Source organism: Bacillus sp. AY18-3, from assembly GCF_008042305.1.
Taxonomy (GTDB): domain Bacteria; phylum Bacillota; class Bacilli; order Bacillales; family Bacillaceae_G; genus Bacillus_A; species Bacillus_A wiedmannii.
Genome location: NZ_QKQR01000027.1, coordinates 74,618 through 89,812, shown reverse-complemented (window position 1 = coordinate 89,812; position 15,195 = coordinate 74,618). Strand labels below are relative to the sequence as shown.

Genomic DNA, 15,195 nt, shown 5'->3' with positions numbered 1-15,195 from the left:
TCCAGAATTGTAATTCATATTTATATATGTGCTAATTTCCACCGACCATTAGCTCTCTGTAACAGGGATATAAGATATTACTGCGATTCTTTCAACGCGTATATATGAAATTGTGCAAAAGGGAAGGACGCAAAAAAGCCCCTATCGGAAAATCCGATAGGGACGATAAAAATCGCGGTACCACCCTAATTGTAAACAGAAAAATTGTTTACCACTCACTTTAAGATAACGGAAAGATCCGTCTTTCTCTTCATGCATTATGTGCACTACGGGAAAGAAGCTCCAGAATTGTAATTCACGCTTGTATATGTACTGATTCGCACCAACCATCAGTTCTCTGAGACAGGGATATAAGTCGCTACTAGTATTCCTTCAAAGCCGATATATAATTCGTTCAACTAAACTATGTTTCGTATTATAAAACTATTTTTAAAAGATTGTCAACAATAATTTTATCTCGCTATTTGTGGGCAGTAAAACTCCTACCTCAAAATTCGGCCGGAGCAAAGAAGTTAGATGGAAGCTTTACTGTCCGTAAACGTCCGATTAGTGAGGGCTGATTAAAGTTTCACTTTATTTCACTTCTAAATCAACATTTAAATTAGATGTATTTCCAGCTGCATCAGTTGCTACAATATGAATAGTATTTTTTCCTTCTTGTAATTGGTTACGATCGAAATAAATGTCGTAACTTTTCTCCCAAGGATTCAGGAACGCACTTTCCCACACACCATTGCCGTTAATTTCATATTGCATTCTCACTGGAATACCAGGTGCAACCCAACCAGATTCTGTCATCCAATCTAGTAGGATATCGTCAACTTTCCCTCTAATAACAAGATTTTCTTGATCAATTTCGTGTGTTAACTTAGGGGCTGTTCGGTCGATAAATATAGCTCCTGTTTGCTTTGTTTCTCCACCCGAGGTAGAAGCGACAGCTTCGATTTGGTATAAGCCATCAGGTAGAGGAGATCCATCAGTTTTTGTACCATTCCATTTGAAAGATTTATAACCTGGTGTTTCGTTTTTACCTTGATATACCGTACCTTGATATGTCACACGGTCTTTCGTGATTAAATTGGCATGAAACGCTATATCTTCAACTGGTGTAACTAAATAGTAATTGATTAGGTTGTCATCTAATATTTTGTCATTATTTGGACTGAAAGTAGAATTAACGATTTCAAGGCCATCAATACGCTTGTATTCTTTCGGATCGATACTAAATGTAAATGGAATACGCATTTCTTCAGTTTTCCCTTGCTCTTTTACATACAGATTCCCTGTATATACGCCTTGCGGTAAGGAGCTATCTACAGTAATAGTAAAAGGTTTTTCAATATTACTATTCGGTTTCATACTAATAGAAGAAGGGAAAGAAGTTTGGATTTTTGTTTTTGTATCTAGTAATTCAATACGAGTTGAAAAGTTTTTCTTTTTGTTAGAAAGATTTTGTAACGTAATATTTTGTGTTAGTTTCACTTTGCCGCTATTCGGTTTAATAAGACCGAAACTTACATTGTTCGGTTTTACTAACGCATCCGTTTGAGCTGCTTTCGGAATGTTAATTAAACCTGATCCTTGTGCCATAACAGGATATGTATTTTCATTGACATCTTTTAATGTTTTTGCAGTGTTGGCAAGAGTAGATTTCAATTGTTCTGTCGTCCAATCAGGATGCATTTGACGTAGTAAGGCAACAGCTCCTGCTACTTGTGGCGCAGCCATACTTGTTCCGTTGTGAGATTCATAGCCACCCCTTGGTACCGTACTAGTAATTTGTACGCCAGGTGCAACAACATCAGGTTTTATGAGCCAACTTCCTTGTGATGGTCCTCTTGAGCTGAAGTTACCAATAAGTTCTGTTTTGTTCGGTTGTCCAATCTTTATATTTTTCTTTCTTTTTGTAATTAAATTTTTCAATTCTTCGCCATTTGTACTTGATAGTTGCATAACTGGAAGAGCTATCTCTTCACGGCCAAAATATTCAGGCATAATATTAAATTCTTTTTCATTAGAAATTAGTAGCACTCCGATAGCTCCAGCTTGTTTCGCTTGTTCTGCCTTTACTAACGTGCTCGAAGTTCCTTGTAAAACAAGGGCGAACTTCCCTTTCACATCTTGTTTAGCGTAATCACCTGAATTACCGTAGCCAACATAGACAAGCTGAGCATCGTTTCCTACTTGGAAATCTGCTTTTGATAACGGTAATCCTTGGTAAGATTTATTAGAACCAGCTACTTGGAATGTTGGGAATGGAATAGAAACAGTCGATGCGCCAACAGAGATGACACTACTTGCGTTACCAGGAGCATCAACAGACCAAGGTTTTGGTCCATCATTTCCATTTGAAACAACTGCAGTAACACCAAGTTTTGCTGCGCGTTCTAACGTCATTGTTACAGGTTGATCAGGGACATTCAAATCTTGACCGAGAGATAAATTTAAAACGTCAGCACCATCTTGAATAGCGCGCTCAATACCTTGAATAATATCATCGGTCGTACCAGTTCCACCATCGTTCATGACACGGTAAGCGAGTATAGAAGCATTCGGAGCAACGCCTTTAATTTTTCCGTTACCAGCAATAATACCAGCTACATGAGTACCGTGTACGTTACCATCCATCGGATCGTTATCCTCATCGACTGTATCGTATCCACCGATATAGTTTGCTTGTAAGTCGGGGTGTGTATAGTCTACGCCAGAATCAATAATAGCGACTTTCATACCTTTTCCATCAAGCGGTTTGCCAGATGGATCTTTTAAATTCCATGCTTCAGGTGCACCGATTGTCGGTCCGCCAATATTTGGCGCTTCTTCTTTAGTAGCGCTTTTTGCTGTTTCATGCAATTTATATGTTAAGTTCGGATAAACAGCTTTTACTTCGGGTAAAGAAGCTAAAGCAGCAACTTGATCTCCTGGGATAGAAATAGAGAATCCAGAAAATAACGTGCTATACGTTTCTTTTATCTTTGCTTTTGGTGCTTTTTCTTTAATTTTCTTTGTTGTATCCTCTTGCGCCTTTTTTAGTTGTGCATGGTATGATTGCACATTTCCATTTTTTAAATCTGGAGCATGCTGAATGTTACTTTGTGAAGCGAGCGGAGCATGTTGCAATTCTACAATGACTGAAATTTCTTTTGATGTTTTTGTTTCAACATTTTGCGCGATTTTGTTTTCTCCCCATTGCTCAATATTCGCTTTTAACTGTGGACTAAATTGCTTCTCCTTTTGCAGCGATTCAGCATGCGCGCTTAAAGCTCCAAAACTAGAAAAGACAAGCGCCATACTTAATAGTGCAGATGTAGTTTTTTTCATTGAAACTCCCCCTGGTAAAAAGTGCCAATATTCCGAAAAAATTATCTTACATTTTTGTTCTTAAATATGAAATCGAATGTTGGATAAACTATACTTTCGACATAATTCATACCAATCCTCTTTGAATTAAAAATTTCTTGGGAAATTTTTTGGAATTATGTCGAATGGCTCATACACAGTGGGGGGGGAAGCACATCCTTACTGAGTATAAATCCACAACAATTGTGCAATTAATATGGAGCGAAATTAGCATATAGTAAGCGGAATATGAGGAATGCTATAAGAAAAATGGAGGGACGTATGAAAAAAATTATCGTGAGTAGTAGTGTGGTTTTGTTTATTTTTTTATCTTCAATTTTTAGTACTAGTGCGGAACATAATGGGGTGAAGGTTGCTTTTATTCGTCATCATGACCTTTGGATTAAAATTGATGGGAAAGAAAAACAAATAACAAAAGGTGAGTACATAACAGGGCCAAAATGGTCCCATGATGGAGAATGGCTTGCCTATGCTAAAGGAAAGAAGCAAAACACCTTGGAGTTGTACCAACTGGAAGATGGAAAGAAAGTTAGGCCATTGCAATCTGAAGTATCGAATTATCAATGGTCACCGAAAGAGAATATAATTGCATTTGTATTTATGAATACATTATATACGTTTGATGTCAAAAATAAGAATACAGATTTTGAAAATGTATCGGCTGGTGTAGGTGATTATGCATGGTATCCTGATGGAAAGAAGTTTCTTGTATCTTCTGAGGCACACTTACTTCCAACAGGATGGACAGGAGCTCAGCTATATGAAGTGCAAAAAGATGCACATATGAATCCTCATAAAATGAAGCATTTGTATGCATTACCAAATGAACATGATGATTTTTTAGCACTAGTTGCAAGTGGGTTTGAGTGGTCGCCAGATCAAAGGTGGATTTCATTTTTAGCGGTACCGACAGCTTCATGGTCAGCTGATAGTAATACGCTTTGCTTAGTTCGAGCAGATGGCAGTCGATTTGAAAAAGTAGATCAAATGTTATTAAACACACAATGGTTCAAATGGGCGCCATCCAAGAATATTTTAGCTTATATTGAAGGAAGCGGAAGAGTTGCGTTAGAGAATAAACATTTAAAAGTAAAAGAGCTGCCGGCACTTCAGCAGAACACCTTTACGCCGAAAGGATATGTCGATTGGGATTTTGTATGGAAGAACGATAAAGTAATGATCGTTTCACGAGCAAAAGAGGCAGGGATAGAAACTCCGCCAGAAAAAAGGCCACTGCCATCCTTATATGAGATCGATAGTACAAGCGACGAACAACATCAAATCACAAAGCCACCCCATAAGCAAGGTGACTATCATCCCATCTTTATGAAGAAGAACAATCAATTGATATGGATACGTTCAGACCGTAAGAAAGCCAATGTATGGCTTTCCAGTAGTGATGGAAAACAGGAAAAGAAGTGGATTGAAAATATAGATGTACCAGAATGGTATTATGAGAAATGGAACTGGGAAAATGTTATCTCGGTGAAAGAAGAATAAAAAAAACTGCCTAAAAGATAATTTTAGGCACGTTTTTTATTGTTATTTATGTGTTTTATTTGGCTTTTTTTTCGCGGGGTTTCCGTTTCCCTGACGCTTTCTATTTTGTTCATCTTTTGCTTGTTTTTCATGTAGTGTATCTAAAAAGTCATTCGAGTTACTCATTTTTATATCGCTCCTTTCATTTCGTCCTAATTACTATAACCATTTAGGAGGATAATCATGAGATAAAAGTTAAGCGCTTAATTTTCTTCGATAGTATACGTGAAATATGCCATACGTAATAAATAGCATAAGTAAAACTTGTAACTCTACATTTTCTTTTAAAATAGTTGCGACAGAAGATGGTAAGTAAGGTGATGTATTACTCGTTCCTAAACCTAACCATTTGTTTAAGAGGTTAATGATACAAAACATGAAAACACCAGACCAGCTTGCAATAATTGCTTTCTGTTTAATTTTTGTTTCACGTTCATCATCTGTAATCCAAGGATTAGCAGTTTTATCACTATTAAAAAATCCATTTATGTATCCCCATATGATCATTCCGATAAAGGCGATAATTCATTTCATATTTGTGATTCACCTCTCTCTTGTAAAAAGTATTTTACATATTATAATTGTAATGTTTTTTAATTAATTGTGTCAAATGTTTTTTACATACCAGTTTTTCATATAGCAGGAATAAAGAATGAGATAGGGAAGAAATATGTAAGAGGATTTCATAGAGAGAGGAGGCTGGATATGAAGCTTGTCTTTGTTCGGCACGGAGAAGGTGAACATACAAAGGATTTGCCGTCAAGTTTACAAGTGCTTCATCCGCCATTAACGGATGAGGGAAAGAATCAGGCTAAATTACTTCAATGCAATGTGCCATTACAAGAAACGGATATATTAATTGTTAGTCCTACACGTAGAACTTTACAAACAGCGGCAATATGGAGTGCGAAAGTAGCTTGTCAAAAAATCGTCCATCCATATGTATCCCCACGTATTTTTCCTTATCGAGAAGGAGCGAAAACATTACCATGTGATGACATAGTAGATCAGGAAATGATAGCAAATTTATTTCCACATTTTTCGATAGAGAAAAGTACAAATAAGCAGTTATGGACGGAAGGTATAAATACTATTTCAGAGAATCGTTTTCAGCAAATAGTAGATGATTTTCTTCTTTGGTGCTATGAGCTAGGCGCTGAAAGAATTTGCATTGTATCTCACGACGGGACAATTACAGCGTATAGGCAATATGTACAGAAAGTCGTTTTAACTAGATCTGATTTTTTGCAAGAAACAGGTATATATGAAATGGATGTATCTTTTAAAAGTCTGATTGATGAGATCTAATTATAGGATGGAGGGTGTATGTTGAATGTTGCATTAGTAGTTGGTTTCAATTCGGATTTAGAGGCGCAATCAATCCGAGCATCGCTTGAATATTTTGGGGCAAAAGTTGTAACATACTGGATTGGTAGACCGAGAGAGTTCATTAATATTCTTTCTGGAAAAGGTTTATATAATGATATCAAGTATGTTATTTTTTGCTTTCATGGTGAGGAAGGAAAGTTTGTCATGGAAGAGTTAGGTGAAGATATATATGAGCAAGATGAACCGAGGGGATACTTTGGTGCAGCAGAAATTTATAAATATGCAAAATTGCATAATACACATATTGTAAATAGCGGGTGTACGTTAGGGGAGCGAAAACTAGCAGAATCTTTCTTACATAGTGGGGCGAAATCGTATATTGGATCGATAGATTATGTAGATGGGAATGCAGCACTTATGTTTACAATACGCTTATTTTATGGGCTTATTAGCCATGAAAAAACGTTAGAAGATGCTTTTCAAGAGGCGAAATTAATCGATGAGGAGACACGTACATTTCAATTCTATAAATAGTGAAAACGCATTTATTCTATATTTGAATAAATGCGTTTCACACTTAACTCACATTTTTTTTACATTTTCTTCAATGAAAATGATTATCACCTATGGTATGATATGTTCAAGTTTTTACAGGTAATAGAAGTTACTGTATATTAGTATTTAATGTTTTTTATGTATGTCACAAATTATTCATGATTAACATTTTAAAAATAAGTAACTAATGATATTATATTATCTGTAACTAACTTAATTACAACTTTAGGAGGAAGATATGGTTATTCAATTTTTAAGAGAAAACAAAGCAGTTTCTTTTGTGTTGGCAGTAATTCGAGTGTATCTTGGTTATACATGGTTAATGGCTGGAATCGGTAAACTACAAGGAAAAGGGTTCGATGCAACTGGTTATTTACAAGGTGCAATTGAAAAATCTAAAGGAGCACAACCGGCTGTTCAATCTTGGTGGGCATCATTTTTACAAGATTTCGCAATTCCAAACGTTGATCTATTTAATACACTTGTAACGTGGGGAGAAATTTTAGTCGGAATTGGTTTAATTGTAGGCTGTTTAACAAAAACAGCGGTCTTTTTCGGTCTTGTAATGAACTTTTCCTATATGCTTAGTGGGTCAATTGGTGTAAATCCTGAAATGGTTATCCTATCAATGTTCGTTCTAGTCTCTGGTATGAATGCTGGTAAATTTGGAATAGATGGTTTCGTTATTCCGAAAGTATTAGGATCAAAAACTCAAAAGCGCCAAAAGCAAGCTGCTTAATATATGAAAGCGGGTATCTCAAAATGAGATACCCGCTTATGTTATTTTTCAACTTTATTGTTCTTAAAGAATTCTTTTACATAACCTACAAATTCTTGTGGCTCTTGACGAAATGGTGCATGATAACCTTTTTCGATAATATGGAAAGTACTATTTTTTAAGAATTGATGATACGTTTCTCCTTCTTTCCAAGAAACGCTACTATCATTTCTTCCCCATATAATTAAGGTTGGTTGTTTAATTTCATTTGCATTGATTTGAAGACGTCTAGGCCATAATTTCATTTTATTGTAATGCTCTTCATCATTACGCTTGGATTTAACTTTGTTTTCATCATAATCTGCAATAGTAGAAACAGTATTTAAATCAGTCGACAACTGTGGTTTTGGTGAACCTTGTTTATTAACGAATGTATGAGGACCGCCTGTAGCATCAGTTAAAATAAGGTGGGTAACGGCTTCAGGATATAAATAGGTTAAATTAAGAGAAATTTCTCCGCCCATTGAGTGTCCTAGTATTGCAAACGAATCATAACCTAGTTTTTTCATTAATTTATAATACAAATTTGCATGGGTTGGGAAAGAATAGTAAAAATCCATTGGCTTAGATGAGCGCCCGAATCCTAAAGCATCTACAGAAATAATTGTATGATCTTTTGCTAAGTCTGAGTAAATCTTTTGAAAACCATCTGACGATCCTCCAAATCCATGGATCATAAGTAAAGGTGGTTTTTCATTACCAATCTTTTTAAAGTAAATGGTTTGACCATCTATTTCTACCATTTTTTCCTCGGTAGCTAGTTTCGCTGTAAGTGTATTTTTCACTTGTTTTACTTGCTCTACTGGCTTTTCTGCTGCACTACATCCTACTAATAGTGTAAGAGTAAGACAACCTACCATAAAATAGCTAAATCGCTTCAATTAGGTGTCCCCTTTCTAACATAACGCTGTGTCTATCATAGCAAATAGCATATTACGATTTCCAGGAAGTTGGCTACCATTTTTCATCATAAGAGGTGAAAGGAGCGTTTCTTGGAAATTTTCTGTTTGAAGAAATTTACGAAATGAAAATTGTGAATGTGGGACATCAATCCTTACTGTGCCATTCCAACATTCACAGATTCTCTTGAATAATTGAATAGCATCCTTCTCTTGTTTTGCGATAAGTGGAGTGACGCATAATATATTACCTTTTTGTATACATAAGGAAAAAGCTTCTATACAGTTATTTCTCTCAATTTTAAAAGAGTGTATGGCTCTTGGTAATAGCGATGAGTAAAGTAAGGAACGATTAGCTCCAGTTGTAATTTGATCGAGAAAAATAAGTGATATAAGATCTGGTTCTTTTACTTGTTGTGTATGAGCAATATGTGTCTTAGTAGTTTGTTTTTCAAAACGATGAATCGTCGTTACTGTTTGAAATTCGCATGATGTATAAAGAGGCTCGCCAGCTTTTGTTGCAATAAGTGCAATTGGTTGTTTTGGATGAGTGTGCTCTAAGCAACAATTTAGCAAAATACGTCCGATGCCTTGGCCTTGAAAATTAGGATGGACGATTAACATGCCAATAGTAGAAAAACTATCTTTAAAAGGAAATACTCCTCCAGCTGCAATCAGTTTATTTTCATGCATATAACCGATAAGTGTGCCGAGAGAAAGATACATTTCGAATTGTTTTTTCATAAATTCTTTATCTTGTAACCATCCAATAGCTTTACAAAGGTCGAGTAAATCAAAAATAAAAGATTCATCTAGCTTTATTGTTTTCATAAATACGCCCCACATTTCTATTAATTTTCATAAAAGTAGATTGAAAATGTTAAATAAGAGATTTACGTTACATGAAATCCAACTTGTTTATATTTTAATTGTAAAGGGGAAGGAGGTTGCTATGAAAGGACAAACTTATACAAATTATAATTGATATTTACATAAGTTAACAAAAAAATTACATATAACTAATTTTCTCTTAATAGTCTTCTATTAAATTTGATAGTGGGAAATGAATAACCTAATTAGGGGGACAAGACAGTGAAAAAGTTTGTGAAAAAAGCATGGCCATTTGCAGTTGTGGCGTCGTTAGCAGTTACTTCGGTGGCAACATGGAATTTTACACGTTCTAGTGAAGTAAATGCAGATGAGAGCGGAAGCAATGCAAAGATTAAAAATGTCATTGTATTAATTGGGGATGGTATGGGACCTTCATATATGACGGCTCACCGTTATATGAAAGATAATCCAAAAACTTTTGAGATGGAATCTACAGAATTTGATAAGCATCTTGTAGGAACGCAAAAGACATATCCGGAAGATGAACATGAAAATATTACAGACTCTGCATCTGCAGCAACAGCTATGTCAGCAGGAGTTAAAACATATAATGCAGCAATTGCAGTTGATAATGATAAAGCAGAAGTGAAAACTGTTCTTGAACAAGCGAAAGAAAAAGGGAAATCAACGGGACTCGTTGCTACTTCTGAAATTACACATGCAACACCAGCGGCTTTCGGTGCGCATGACATTAGTCGTAAAAATATGGACGCAATTGCAAATGATTATTTTGATGAGAAAATTAAAGGGAAGCATAAAGTAGACGTTATGCTTGGCGGCGGTGTAAATAACTTTGTTAGAAAAGATCGCAATCTTACAGAAGAATTCAAGAAATCTGGTTATAGCTACGTAACAGATCGAAATCAATTGTTAAATGATAAAAACGATCAAATTCTAGGTTTATTTGCATCAGGCGGTTTAGATAAAATGATTGACCGTACCGATAAAACACCTTCATTAGAAGAAATGACAAATGCAGCAATTAAGCGTTTGAACAAAAATAAAAATGGTTTCTTCTTAATGGTTGAAGGAAGTCAAATCGACTGGGCTGGACACGATAATGATATCGTAGGTGCAATGAGTGAAATGGAAGACTTTGAAAAAGCATTTAAAGCAGCGATTGAGTTTGCGAAAAAAGATAAAAATACGTTAGTCGTTGCAACGGCAGACCACGCTACTGGCGGATTATCTTTAGGTGCGAATGGTGAGTATAACTTTAAAGTAGATCCAATTAAAGCTGCAAAACGCACACCAGACTTCATGGCAAATGAGATTGCAAAAGGTGCAAATGTAGAAGAAACATTGAAAAAATATATTGATTTACAGTTAACACCAGAAGAAATTAAAGCGGTAAATGATATAGCTCCTTCAAAAGATGTCACAAAGATTGATAATGCGATTGAGGATATTTTCAATAAGCGTTCGGTTACAGGATGGACGACAGGTGGACATACAGGGGAAGATGTAAACGTATATGCATTTGGCCCAGGTAAATACTTGTTCTCTGGCGTTCAAGAGAATACAAATATCGCTAAACGTGTCTTTGATATTGTTGGTGGTGGCGATCCGAATAAAGGAAGACGCTAATTATAAATGAAAGTGAGGCGAAATGCCTCACTTTTCTTTTTAGGAGATGGGAAAGATGAAGGCTTTTTTCATGGGAATAGGATCCCTTCTAATAGTTGTAGTATTGCTAGTCGGGTGTCAATCCAAGGAGAATCATATAGAACAAAAATCTACTATTATAAAAACTGAGGAAAAGGTACAAATAACGAAAGAAGAAGAGAAATCGATTCAAGATGTTATGGAGAAATTTGTACGGACGACAAATGAAAAAAATCTTGCTGAACATATGGAGTTATTCTCAAAGAAGATGCCTAGTGCTGAAGATTTAAAAACACAAAAAGAAGCCGCTTTTCAAAAGGGAAATAAGAAAATTGAATTGGAACATATAGACATGAAAGCTAGTAAAGCAGGGTATGTTGTAGTTGAAACAAAGGAAAAGGAAATAGATGGGGAGGTCACTCTTCAGAAAAATGTACAGTATGCGCTTGGAAAAGAAGAAGATGGCTGGAAAATTGAAGAGGTTCGCACGATAGGGAAGAAATAAAGTGAAACTTTAATCAGGGAGTCTTACTGCCCGTAAATAGCGAAATAAAAAAGGTTCTCATTGGAGAGAACCTTTTTATAGTGGTAATAGAATTTGATTTGAACATGCTTCGATATCATCAATATCTTGGCGAATTGTTGCCATTTTATTATCAAGATCTTCAGCTTTCATTGCTGCATCATGTAGTTCATCTTTTAAATACTCAGGTATTTTCCCCTCATATTTATAATAAAGTTTATGTTCTAAACTTGCCCAAAAGTCCATAGCAAGTGTACGTAACTGGATTTCTGCAAATACATCTTTTGTACCAGAATTCAGTGATAAAGGATACTTAATGATCATGTGTAAACTTTTATATCCGTTGCCCTTTGGATTAGCGATATAATCTTTTACTTCTATGATTTCCATATCCTCACGCTTTTGAATGACTTCTTTTAAATGATAAATATCTTCTACGAAGCAACATGTAATACGAATGCCGATGATATCTTGTAAATGTGTTTGCGCATTCTCAACTGTCGGTAATAAATTTTTACGTTCAAGTTTTTTAATAATACTTTCAGGTTGTTTTAATCTTGTTTTTATATGTTCAAACGGGTTGTAATCCTCTAAAAATTGAGCTTCCCGGTTCATAATTTCAAATTTAGTTTTTAACTCTTCTAAAGCAAATGTATATGGTAGTACAAAAGCTTTCCAGTAGTTAACTGTTGATTGATTATATTCCATTTATATACACACCTTTTCCTATTTACAAGTGAGGTTGTTATTATACTAAATACCAAAGCATATAAGCGCAAGCAGCAAATGAGGAGATCATAAAACGATATTTAGTTTTCATACTTTCAACTCCTTTCGAGTAAGATTCTATATGAATAAACGTGATTGTTAATAAATTCACTATGTACAATTCTTATAGTAATAGATTCGTGTGAATTTCGTATGAACTAATTGTTTCAGATTTTTGTCTTTTTTTTGTAATTGACAAATAGAATAAACTTATATAACATATAAATCGTAATCATTACGTTTTAGTTTGCGATCTTTGAAAGAAAGGAGAATTACATATGCGTGTAAATATTACATTGGCTTGTACAGAGTGCGGTGATCGTAATTATATTTCTAAAAAAAATAAACGAAACAATCCAGAGCGCATCGAACTAAAAAAATATTGTCCACGATTAAAGCGAGTAACGCTACATCGTGAGACGAAGTAGAAGACTAGAGATATCTCTAGTCTTTTTTGTTTATAGTCATTTAGTTTTATTTGTTATAATTACCTTAAATTGTAATGAAGGAGAGGTATGATGAATCAAAAAGATAAAGAAAGAAAAGAGCAAGTGGCTCATATGATTGATATTCCAGATGATTATAGGCTTGTCGTAGATGATCAAGAAGGTGTGGATGACCCATATCATCTATTATGGTGGGAACATAAAGAGGATGAGGAGAGAACGATACAAATTACGCTGAATAGACATACTGGTAATTTAATCGAATTTAGTATAGATGATAAAAAATATTTTTCGAGTTCGAGTGGTAAGGAAGCAATAGGGGAGAATAAAGCAAGAGAGATTGCAAATGCATTCTTAAAAAAATATACAAAAGAAGGATATGAATTTTATATATATGTAACGGTTAAGGACGACAGGCGTGGTCGGAAAGAAGTAAATTATATGCAAGAAGTAAATGGCTATCCATTGCCGAATACAGGGTGTGTTGTGCGAGTTCATCCTTCAGGTAATGTTGTGCATTTTCGTTATAATGGACAAAAAGCTATACAAGAAAAACCGCTATGGCCAAATGAAATTGTTGAGAAGAACATCGTTTTAGAGAATTTAAAAGCTAGACAAGATATGAGACTTGTATTTGTAGATTTGACATTCTCTTCATGTAAATATGAAAGTGGAGAAGAAGGAACCGGGTACCATCTTGTATATGAACCAGAACCTAGTCATGCGTTTATTAATGTAAGTACAGGTAAAGATTTATTTGGGCCCGATCATTATAAATTGCCTTCAACTGTAGCTGTTGAAAAACCGAAAAAAGGTAGCCGGCCAGACGATATATTCGATTTGTTTGAATGGAATAAAGAAAATTTTACAAAAGTAGCTGAGACGGAAAATGATGATGAAATAAGAATGAAATTTGTTCCGAAAGAGGAATTACAAAAACAGAAAGAAGAAAAGAATCCATATTTAATGAATGAATTCTTTAAAAAGCATTTACCGATGTTAAAATATAATAATTTAATTGGCATTACGGTTGATAAATCTACCAATGAATTAACTGGTTTTATAAAACTGACAGACGATAAAGAAGTAAAGCAAATATTTCCTAGAGAGGAATGTTTACAAAAAGCACTTCAATTTTTGGAACAAGTTATTCCAGATGTCACACAATATCTACGTCTTTGGGAAGAACATGAAGAAGCAGAAGATGGGATTGAAAGATTTACCTTTTCCGTATATGTGAATGGCATTCCGGCAGAGTATAAGCAATTTATGGTTAATATCAATGCGGGAAATGGGGCTGTGGTGCATTATTCCGGAGAGTCTAGCAACCTTATAAAAGAATTGCTTACATACGAAACAACACCAAAAGTAAAAAAGGAAAAAGCGTTAGCAATATACAGAGGGGCCATGCGAGTTAATTTAGAATGGTTTTTAGAAAATGACGTAGAGGAAACGAACTACGAACTACTGTATAAACAAACGACGGATGAAAATTATAAAGAATCCTTCGATTGTAGTCGAGAAATTCGTTATATTGATGCGCATACGGGGGAAAAGATTTGGAGTGAATAGTTTTATGAAAAGCCAATCGAGAATCTCGATTGGCTTTTAGTTATATGAATAAGAGATATTAGTGGATTTTAAGTACGCCTTTTTGAGCTTCATACCAATCATATATATTTCCATCCGAACCTACTGCAAAGTTGTAAACGCGTTGGCGCTCGCCCTCTCCACGTGCATAGAAAACATCGTATAGTTTAATTCCGTTGATTATTCCGATAGGTTCAGTTGTGGCGCCATAGTGTAGTTGAGCTGTTTGAGGTCCCATCGTTTTTTCTAAGATTTTTATGGCATCCTCACTTGTGAATGTAGTAATATCGGCGGGTTTGTTTATTGGTTCATTCGATTGTTTCCCAGTTTGTTTATTAACTTGTTGATTTTCTTGTGTATTTTTAAATTCTGATTCAGTTAATGTGCTACCGTCACTCCCATTAACAATAATTTCTCCTGTTTGTTTATGAACAGAAAAGGTGAAATCAGCACGATAATTATCAAATTGAGGCGTGAAAGTATAGTAATCAGTACCCAGTTTATTATTAATTTTATTTTTTGCCGAGCTTTCACTAGGTAGAAGATTGTATGTAACTTCATTTTCATCTAATGTTCCTAATTTTCGGATGAGGATTTCTTTAGCCTTGCTTGCTGTTATGTTTATATTTGCAGCGTTGTTTTGTTTTTCTTTAATTTTTGTCTGTTCTTCAGGTTTTACTGGATCTTCAGGCATTGCTTGGTTTTTAGTTTTTGTTTGATTTTTAGCTTTTTCCTGTTCTTCGGGTTTGTTCTTGTTTTCGGTGTTTGTGTTATCTTTTGTTGTCACAGTTTCCTTTTTGTTGTTATCAGTTTGTGTATTTGTATTTTGTTGTTCACAGGCTGAAAGTAGGAAGAGTGATAAAATGAGTACGATAGAGTTTCTGATTTTTACAGTGGAGTATGGCATGAAAA

15 protein-coding genes and 2 other annotated features (1 of these 17 running past the window's edge) are annotated in these 15,195 nt (G+C 35.0%); of the genes, 8 read left to right on the top strand and 7 right to left on the bottom strand.

Annotated elements, in window-relative coordinates; genetic code table 11:
• Positions 1-104 (bottom strand) — a binding site (T-box leader) (it extends 124 nt beyond the left edge of the window).
• Between the two features lie 51 nt (positions 105-155).
• Positions 156-385 (bottom strand) — a binding site (T-box leader).
• 188 nt (positions 386-573) lie between these two features.
• Positions 574-3,321, bottom strand: coding sequence for a S8 family serine peptidase (locus tag DM800_RS21575; RefSeq protein WP_147787560.1), 2,748 nt, complete (start codon positions 3,319-3,321; stop codon positions 574-576).
• A 300-nt stretch (positions 3,322-3,621) separates the two neighbouring features.
• On the opposite strand from DM800_RS21575, the gene DM800_RS21570 reads away from it, so the two are divergent.
• Entirely contained in the window at positions 3,622-4,860 is a 1,239-nt protein-coding gene (locus DM800_RS21570; protein ID WP_147787559.1) for a TolB family protein, read from the top strand.
• Between the two features lie 42 nt (positions 4,861-4,902).
• On the opposite strand, the gene DM800_RS21565 is transcribed toward DM800_RS21570, so the two are convergent.
• Positions 4,903-5,025, bottom strand: a complete 123-nt coding sequence (locus tag DM800_RS21565; protein ID WP_000071861.1) for a DUF4023 domain-containing protein — start codon at positions 5,023-5,025, stop codon at positions 4,903-4,905.
• Between the two features lie 69 nt (positions 5,026-5,094).
• Positions 5,095-5,406, bottom strand: a complete 312-nt coding sequence (locus DM800_RS21560) for a phosphoglycerate mutase (RefSeq protein ID WP_147787558.1) — start codon at positions 5,404-5,406, stop codon at positions 5,095-5,097.
• A gap of 198 nt (positions 5,407-5,604) precedes the next feature.
• Between DM800_RS21560 and DM800_RS21555 the strand changes: the two genes are divergently transcribed.
• The 3 genes from DM800_RS21555 (at position 5,605) to DM800_RS21545 (ending at position 7,522) form a co-directional block, all read left to right on the top strand.
• Positions 5,605-6,207 carry a histidine phosphatase family protein gene (locus DM800_RS21555; protein WP_088123427.1) on the top strand — a complete coding sequence of 201 codons (603 nt, stop codon included), beginning with the start codon at positions 5,605-5,607 and terminating at the stop codon, positions 6,205-6,207.
• 18 nt (positions 6,208-6,225) lie between these two features.
• Entirely contained in the window at positions 6,226-6,762 is a 537-nt protein-coding gene (locus tag DM800_RS21550; protein WP_088608163.1) for a delta-aminolevulinic acid dehydratase, read from the top strand.
• A gap of 259 nt (positions 6,763-7,021) precedes the next feature.
• On the top strand, positions 7,022-7,522 hold the full coding sequence (locus DM800_RS21545; protein ID WP_000236605.1) for a DoxX family protein: 501 nt from the start codon (positions 7,022-7,024) through the stop codon (positions 7,520-7,522).
• Positions 7,523-7,563: 41 nt separating this feature from the next.
• Here DM800_RS21545 and DM800_RS21540 read toward each other — a convergent pair whose 3' ends face one another.
• Both DM800_RS21540 and DM800_RS21535 read right to left on the bottom strand, forming a co-directional pair.
• Positions 7,564-8,442: an alpha/beta fold hydrolase gene (locus tag DM800_RS21540; protein WP_088064441.1), complete on the bottom strand. Its 879-nt coding sequence runs from the start codon at positions 8,440-8,442 to the stop codon at positions 7,564-7,566.
• A gap of 15 nt (positions 8,443-8,457) precedes the next feature.
• Positions 8,458-9,291, bottom strand: a complete 834-nt coding sequence (locus DM800_RS21535) for a GNAT family N-acetyltransferase (RefSeq protein WP_087985273.1) — start codon at positions 9,289-9,291, stop codon at positions 8,458-8,460.
• 261 nt (positions 9,292-9,552) lie between these two features.
• Between DM800_RS21535 and DM800_RS21530 the strand changes: the two genes are divergently transcribed.
• Positions 9,553-10,938, top strand: coding sequence for an alkaline phosphatase (locus DM800_RS21530; protein ID WP_147787557.1), 1,386 nt, complete (start codon positions 9,553-9,555; stop codon positions 10,936-10,938).
• Between the two features lie 55 nt (positions 10,939-10,993).
• Complete coding sequence (locus tag DM800_RS21525) at positions 10,994-11,461, top strand: hypothetical protein (RefSeq protein WP_088123422.1); 468 nt, start codon at positions 10,994-10,996, stop codon at positions 11,459-11,461.
• 75 nt (positions 11,462-11,536) lie between these two features.
• On the opposite strand, the gene DM800_RS21520 is transcribed toward DM800_RS21525, so the two are convergent.
• Complete coding sequence (locus DM800_RS21520) at positions 11,537-12,187, bottom strand: GTP pyrophosphokinase (RefSeq protein WP_000456212.1); 651 nt, start codon at positions 12,185-12,187, stop codon at positions 11,537-11,539.
• A 338-nt stretch (positions 12,188-12,525) separates the two neighbouring features.
• Here DM800_RS21520 and rpmG point away from each other — a divergent pair, with 338 nt between their 5' ends.
• Together rpmG and DM800_RS21510 are read left to right on the top strand one after the other, a co-directional pair.
• Positions 12,526-12,675: a 50S ribosomal protein L33 gene (rpmG, locus tag DM800_RS21515; protein WP_001265617.1), complete on the top strand. Its 150-nt coding sequence runs from the start codon at positions 12,526-12,528 to the stop codon at positions 12,673-12,675.
• A gap of 90 nt (positions 12,676-12,765) precedes the next feature.
• A complete protein-coding gene (locus DM800_RS21510) occupies positions 12,766-14,265 on the top strand; it encodes a YcdB/YcdC domain-containing protein (protein ID WP_147787556.1) in 1,500 nt (499 codons plus the stop codon).
• Positions 14,266-14,323: 58 nt separating this feature from the next.
• On the opposite strand, the gene DM800_RS21505 is transcribed toward DM800_RS21510, so the two are convergent.
• Positions 14,324-15,190: a hypothetical protein gene (locus DM800_RS21505; protein ID WP_147787555.1), complete on the bottom strand. Its 867-nt coding sequence runs from the start codon at positions 15,188-15,190 to the stop codon at positions 14,324-14,326.
• Positions 15,191-15,195 lie beyond the last annotated feature (5 nt).

Bases quoted from the DNA above. Each gene is read 5' to 3' on its own strand.
- DM800_RS21575 (WP_147787560.1), bottom strand. From the start codon at position 3,321: ATGAAAAAAACTACATCTGCACTATTAAGTATGGCGCTTGTCTTTTCT.
- DM800_RS21570 (WP_147787559.1), top strand. From the start codon at position 3,622: ATGAAAAAAATTATCGTGAGTAGTAGTGTGGTTTTGTTTATTTTTTTA.
- DM800_RS21565 (WP_000071861.1), bottom strand. From the start codon at position 5,025: ATGAGTAACTCGAATGACTTTTTAGATACACTACATGAAAAACAAGCA.
- DM800_RS21560 (WP_147787558.1), bottom strand. From the start codon at position 5,406: ATGATCATATGGGGATACATAAATGGATTTTTTAATAGTGATAAAACT.
- DM800_RS21555 (WP_088123427.1), top strand. From the start codon at position 5,605: ATGAAGCTTGTCTTTGTTCGGCACGGAGAAGGTGAACATACAAAGGAT.
- DM800_RS21550 (WP_088608163.1), top strand. From the start codon at position 6,226: ATGTTGAATGTTGCATTAGTAGTTGGTTTCAATTCGGATTTAGAGGCG.
- DM800_RS21545 (WP_000236605.1), top strand. From the start codon at position 7,022: ATGGTTATTCAATTTTTAAGAGAAAACAAAGCAGTTTCTTTTGTGTTG.
- DM800_RS21535 (WP_087985273.1), bottom strand. From the start codon at position 9,291: ATGAAAACAATAAAGCTAGATGAATCTTTTATTTTTGATTTACTCGAC.
- DM800_RS21525 (WP_088123422.1), top strand. From the start codon at position 10,994: ATGAAGGCTTTTTTCATGGGAATAGGATCCCTTCTAATAGTTGTAGTA.
- DM800_RS21520 (WP_000456212.1), bottom strand. From the start codon at position 12,187: ATGGAATATAATCAATCAACAGTTAACTACTGGAAAGCTTTTGTACTA.
- rpmG (WP_001265617.1), top strand. From the start codon at position 12,526: ATGCGTGTAAATATTACATTGGCTTGTACAGAGTGCGGTGATCGTAAT.
- DM800_RS21510 (WP_147787556.1), top strand. From the start codon at position 12,766: ATGAATCAAAAAGATAAAGAAAGAAAAGAGCAAGTGGCTCATATGATT.
- DM800_RS21505 (WP_147787555.1), bottom strand. From the start codon at position 15,190: ATGCCATACTCCACTGTAAAAATCAGAAACTCTATCGTACTCATTTTA.